A 4,939-nucleotide genomic window follows, 5' to 3' on the forward strand; every position below is an offset into this window, starting at 1 on the left:
CCCGGGTGACGATATGACCAGTCTGCTGGTGGCCGCGACAGACGATCCCGGAACCCCGCTGAGCGAACAGGAACTCGTCGACACCCTGATGCTGGTGATCGGCGCGGGCCACGAGACGACGGTCAATCTCCTCGACCAGGCCGTCTACCAGCTGCTCGTCGGCCCCCGGCACCGGTCCGATCTGGCCGAGGGCCGGGTGCGGTGGCCGGATCTGGTCGAGGAGGTGCTGCGCTTCGAGGCGCCCCTGGCCCATGTCCCCCTGCGTTTCGCTGTCCGGGATCTGCGCATCGGCGGTGTCGATATCGCCCAGGGCGACCCGATTCTCGCAGGTTACGCCGCCGCGAACCGGGATCCGAAGGTGCACGGCGCCACCGCCGCCGTATTCGACCCCACCCGCGCGGTCAAAAGCCATCTCGCTTTCGGATACGGCGCCCACCACTGTCTCGGCGCGCCGCTGGCCAGGCTGGAGGCGGCGGTGGCACTACCGGCGGTGTTCGAGCGGTTCCCCGATATGGAACTCGCGGTGCCGCCGGAGGAACTGGGCGCGGTGGCGAGTTTCATCTCCAACGGCCACCACCATCTGCCGGTGTATCTGCACGGGCGGTAGTTTCCGCCCGGCCGGTACCCGCTGCGCGCCCGTGCGCGGATACGGCGAGATCGAGGACTGAGGCGAACCAGGGCGCGTACCGCTCGGGATGTCCGTGTACCGACCGGACCAGGTGCGCGGGCTCGGCCCAGGCCAACGCCGCGACCTCGTCCGGATCCGGCCGGGGCTCGGCGCCGTCGTGGATACCGATGACGACGTGATCGAACTCGTATTCCACGCGCCCGGTGCTCGGGTCGGCGGCCCGGTAGGTGAAGGTCGCGACCTCGGCGAGTTCGGCGACCAGCCCGAGTTCCTCGTGCAGCCGGCTGCCCGCGGCCGCGGCCACCGCCCGTCCCGGCGCCGGATGGCCGCAACAGGTATTGGCCCAGCGCAGCGGAAAACGCGTTTTGACGGCGGCTCGCTGCTGGATCAGGACCCGTCCCGCCTGGTCGAACAGCAGCACCGAGAACGCGCGGTGCAGCAGGCCCGGCGCCCGATGCGCCTGTGCCACCGGGCAGACCCCGATCGCGCGCCCCGCTTCGTCGACTAGTTCGACCGGCAGCGCCTCGCGTCCGGCCGGCGGCCCGGTTCGTGGCTCGGTCATCCGCCGGCCCTCAGCGGTCCCGGTCGGCGGCCAGCGCCGCGAGCAGATCCAGGTCCGCGAAGGCCGCGGCGTCACCACCGATCTCGGCGAGCGTGGCGGTGGCCTGCTCGTGGAGCCGCCGGGCCTCGCGCCGGCTCCACGCCCGCCCACCGGCCGCCTCGACGAGTTGCGCCGCGGTGATCAATTCCAGGCTGTCGAGCGGTTTCTCGCGGTAGTAGAGTTCGGCGAGGGCCACCGCTTCGGGTGTATCCGAACTCAGTGCGAACACCACCGGCAGGGATTTCTTGCGGCGGCGCAGGTCGGCGTAGACCGGTTTTCCGGTGGTTCGCGGATCGCCCCAGATCCCGAGCAGATCGTCGGTGTGCTGGAAGGCGCGGCCGAGCAGGCGGCCGAACTCCCGCAGGCGCGGGATATCATCGGGCCCCGCGTTGCCGAACAGCCCGCCGAGGGCCGCCGCGCAACCGAACAGGGCGCCGGTTTTCCGATCGGTCATGGCCAGGCATTCGGCTGTTCCGACATCGCGGCGCTGTTCGAAACTCAGATCCGCGCACTGTCCCTCGACCAGGTGCAGCACCGCTTTGCTCAGCAGTTCCGAGGCCGCGGGCGTGCCCGGGTGCGAGGTCGCGGCGAGCAGCGCGAACGCCTCGGTCACCAGGGCGTCGCCGGTGAGGATCGCGGGCCCGATTCCGAATACGGTCCAGGCGGTCGGCCGGTGCCGCCGGGTGGTATCGCGATCCATGACGTCGTCGTGCAGAAGGGAGAAGTTGTGCACCAGTTCGACGGCGACCGCGGCGCGCAGGGCTTCGCCGATATCGCCGCCGGTGAGCCTGGTGGCCGCGAGGACGAGTGCGGGCCGCAGGGCCTTGCCGCCGTCGTGTTGTTCGGGTCGTCCGTGCCGATCCCACCAGCCGAAGTGGTAGCCCGCGATATGGCGGACCTCGGCGGGCATGGCGTCCACGGCGGCACGCAGCGTCGAGTCGCAGGCCGCGCGGCTGCGCGCGAGCACCTCGGTGCCGCAGCGGTGGGGTGTCGGAGTGTGCTGATCCTGAGCGATTTCCCGTGTCATGAGCGGTGTCCTCATCGGTTTCGCGGGGATGGGTGTCAGCGGCTCGCGCGCACGCCGGTGAGTGCGCCGAGCGCATCGGGGACCAGCACCGCCGCGGCATGGTTGGCGCTGAGGAGATAGGAGGCCACGGCCCGCTCGTCGATACCGGAGAAGCGCACCGAGATACCGGCCTCGTATTCGTCGGGGAGGCCGGTCCGGCGTAGCGCGATGACGCCGTCGTCGCGTTCGCCGATACGCATGGCCAGGATGGTGCTGGTCCGGGCCGGTGAGATCGGGAGTTTGTCCGACGGCAGTATCGGCACATCGCGCCACGCGTGGACCGTCCGGCCTTCGATATCGGTATGGCCCGGATAGATACCGCGGGCCGTGCATTCCCGGCCGAATTGCGCGATCACCCTGGGATGCGCGAGGAAGAAGGCGGTTTTGCGGCGGCGGGCCAGCAGCCGGTCGAGATCGGCCGGGGTGGGCGCACCCGTCGCGGAGGCCAGCCGCTGGGCGGGATCGATATTGTTCAGCAGGCCGTAGTCGGGATGGGTCAGCAGATCACGCTCCTGTCTTTCCCGCAGGGCTTCGACGGACAGCCGTAGCTGCTGGTCCAGCTGATTCATCGGTTGGTTGTAGAGGTCGGTGACGCGGGTGTGCACCCGCAGCCGCATCTGCGCGACGCTGAGTTCGTATTCGCGCGGTCGCGGTTCGTAGTCGACATAGGTGCCCGGTAGCACCGGTTCACCGCGATGGCCGGCGGTGAGTTCGATCGCGGCCTGACCGAACTTGTCGGCGCGGTCGCGCACGGCTGTTCCGGTGGCCCGGACCTCGTCGAGGTGAGCGGCGAGACCCGGATCGCCGGCCCGGATCGCCTGGAACCGATCTCGCGGCAATGTCAGTACCGTGCAGGCGGTTTCGGTGATCGCGGTGAACTCCCAGCCGGTCTGCCGGCCGAGGAACATCCCGGCGCCGATATGGCCGCCGTCGTCGATCACATCGAGCCGGATCTGTTCGCCGTATTCACCGGGCGCGGTCAGGACGATCCGGCCGTGCGCGATCACGTGCACGGCGTCGATATCGCCGCCGAACTCGCAGATCGTGTCGCCGGCCCGGTACTCACGTTGCCGGAATCCGGCCGCCAGTTCTCGCAGCGGATCGTCGTCGGCGATTCCGCGCAGACTGCCGATCTCCCGCAGTTCCCCGGGGATCAGCCGGTACTCCCCGTCGGCGACGGTGCAGGTGAGGTACCCGTCGCCGACGGTGTAGGCGCGCCGCCGGTTCACCCGGTAGGTGCCGCCGTCCACCTCCGTCCACGGCAGCATGCGCAGCAGCCACCGCGGGGTGATCCCCTGCATCCGCGGCGCGGATTTGGTGGTGGTGGACAGGGTGCGGGCCGCCGGGGTACCGAGCGCGGTGGCCGGTTCCGGAGGGCGGCCGGGGTCATCGGGTGTGGTCACGAGATATTCCTTCCCGTATGCGTTTCCGGAGCTGCCGCCGGGGTCCCGGTGACGGCGGCGCGAGCGGGGATACGCGCGGCCGAGGTTCCGATCCCGCTGGGACCCCGGTGCCGGACGGAACGAGAATTCTGGGTCGTCTCCCCCGGACCGCCCCGATGAGCACCGGCCCGGCTGTGCCCGCCGGGTACGGGGGTGACCGGGTAGCGCAGGTTCTCCGGCCGGTAACGGCTGGTACCGCGATGCCAGTGCAGGATCCCGGCGATCCAGTCCCGCAGTTCCCCGATATAGCCGGTCAGCGCGGCGCGCGCGGCGGCGTCCAGCCGGTGATGGTCGCAGAGCGCGGGCAGTTCTTCGTCGACGAGTCGCTGGAATTGGCGCATCCGGGCCCGCATCAGATCGTCGACCACGGCCGCGGCCTGTTCCTGCCCGCAACCGAAGAAGGTCGCCACGACGAGGACCGCGTTGTGCAGCTCGCCCTCGTATTCGATCTCCTTCTGATATGAGAACAGATCGTTGATCAGGCAGCCGTAGTCCTGGGCGGCGTGCTCGATGCCCCGCACGGTGCTGGTCTCGAACACCGCGTCGGGTACGGCGCCGCCACGCGAGAGTTTGGACAGCGTGATGGTGAGGTCCGAACCGAATGTCCGGCGGCGCATCTCCAGATAGTCGACCGGATCGGGGACCCGGTGCTGGATATGGTTGGCGAGTTCCCACAGCCAGCTGCCGAGCATCGATTCCACCGCGGTCCGGAAGGTCCGGCGGGCCGCCGGCGGCATCGAGGCGGTGGTCCGGGGCCAGAGGTCGATCAGTGCCCGCTCCAGCGCGTTACCCGGGGTCGGCGCCCCCGCGGTATCGAGCGGCATGAATCGCGACAGCCGGGCGACGCAGGCCTTCGCGGCCGCCATCGCCCCCGCCGCCCCGGCCGGATGGAAGACGACCGGAAAATAGTCGTCGCCCCAGGTGCCCCAGGTGAGCCATTCCGCCGACAGGGTCAACTCCTCGGCGGTCGCGTCGGGGTCGAGTCCCGCCGAGCACAGCGCGAAATCGAAGCCGGCCGTATCGGCGCGGGTCCACAATCGGCGACCGCCCAGTTCGGGCAGTGGCTCGTGGAACCCGACCCGCTCGGCCCATTCGATACTCTCCGCCCGGGCCGTGGGTAGATGCGGGCACAGGGCGAGGTCGAACGGTACGTCGAAATCGGGCAGCGGTAGCGGTCCGGTACGACGCAGCGGCGGCTCGGT

General features: G+C 70.1%; 5 protein-coding genes. 1 reads left to right on the forward strand and 4 read right to left on the reverse strand.

Features of this window, described 5'->3' with window-relative positions:
* A partial coding sequence (locus ACWDU1_RS29475; protein WP_450003458.1) for a cytochrome P450 occupies positions 1-607 on the forward strand: 607 nt, incomplete at its 5' end.
* On the opposite strand, the gene idi is transcribed toward ACWDU1_RS29475, so the two are convergent.
* The 4 genes from idi to ACWDU1_RS29495 all read right to left on the reverse strand — a co-directional run.
* On the reverse strand, positions 558-1,190 hold the full coding sequence (gene idi, locus ACWDU1_RS29480) for an isopentenyl-diphosphate Delta-isomerase (protein WP_450003460.1): 633 nt from the start codon (positions 1,188-1,190) through the stop codon (positions 558-560). The two genes, ACWDU1_RS29475 and idi, sit on opposite strands and share 50 nt — an antisense overlap.
* 10 nt (positions 1,191-1,200) lie before the next feature.
* Positions 1,201-2,256 carry a family 2 encapsulin nanocompartment cargo protein polyprenyl transferase gene (locus tag ACWDU1_RS29485; RefSeq protein ID WP_450003462.1) on the reverse strand — a complete coding sequence of 352 codons (1,056 nt, stop codon included), beginning with the start codon at positions 2,254-2,256 and terminating at the stop codon, positions 1,201-1,203.
* 35 nt (positions 2,257-2,291) lie between these two features.
* The gene (locus ACWDU1_RS29490) at positions 2,292-3,698 is read right to left on the reverse strand and encodes a family 2B encapsulin nanocompartment shell protein (protein ID WP_450003463.1); all 1,407 of its coding nucleotides are present in this window, start codon (positions 3,696-3,698) and stop codon (positions 2,292-2,294) included.
* Positions 3,695-4,939 (reverse strand): terpene synthase family protein (locus ACWDU1_RS29495; RefSeq protein ID WP_450003464.1); only part of this gene is annotated, 1,245 nt, incomplete at its 5' end. The genes ACWDU1_RS29495 and ACWDU1_RS29490, both read right to left, overlap by 4 nt.

The sequence above is a fragment of the Nocardia sp. NPDC003345 genome (assembly GCF_053589395.1).

What these genes read in the sequence shown, in the direction of transcription:
- ACWDU1_RS29485 (WP_450003462.1), bottom strand. Translation starts at nt 2,256, where the DNA reads ATGACACGGGAAATCGCTCAGGATCAGCACACTCCGACACCCCACCGC.
- idi (WP_450003460.1), bottom strand. Translation starts at nt 1,190, where the DNA reads ATGACCGAGCCACGAACCGGGCCGCCGGCCGGACGCGAGGCGCTGCCG.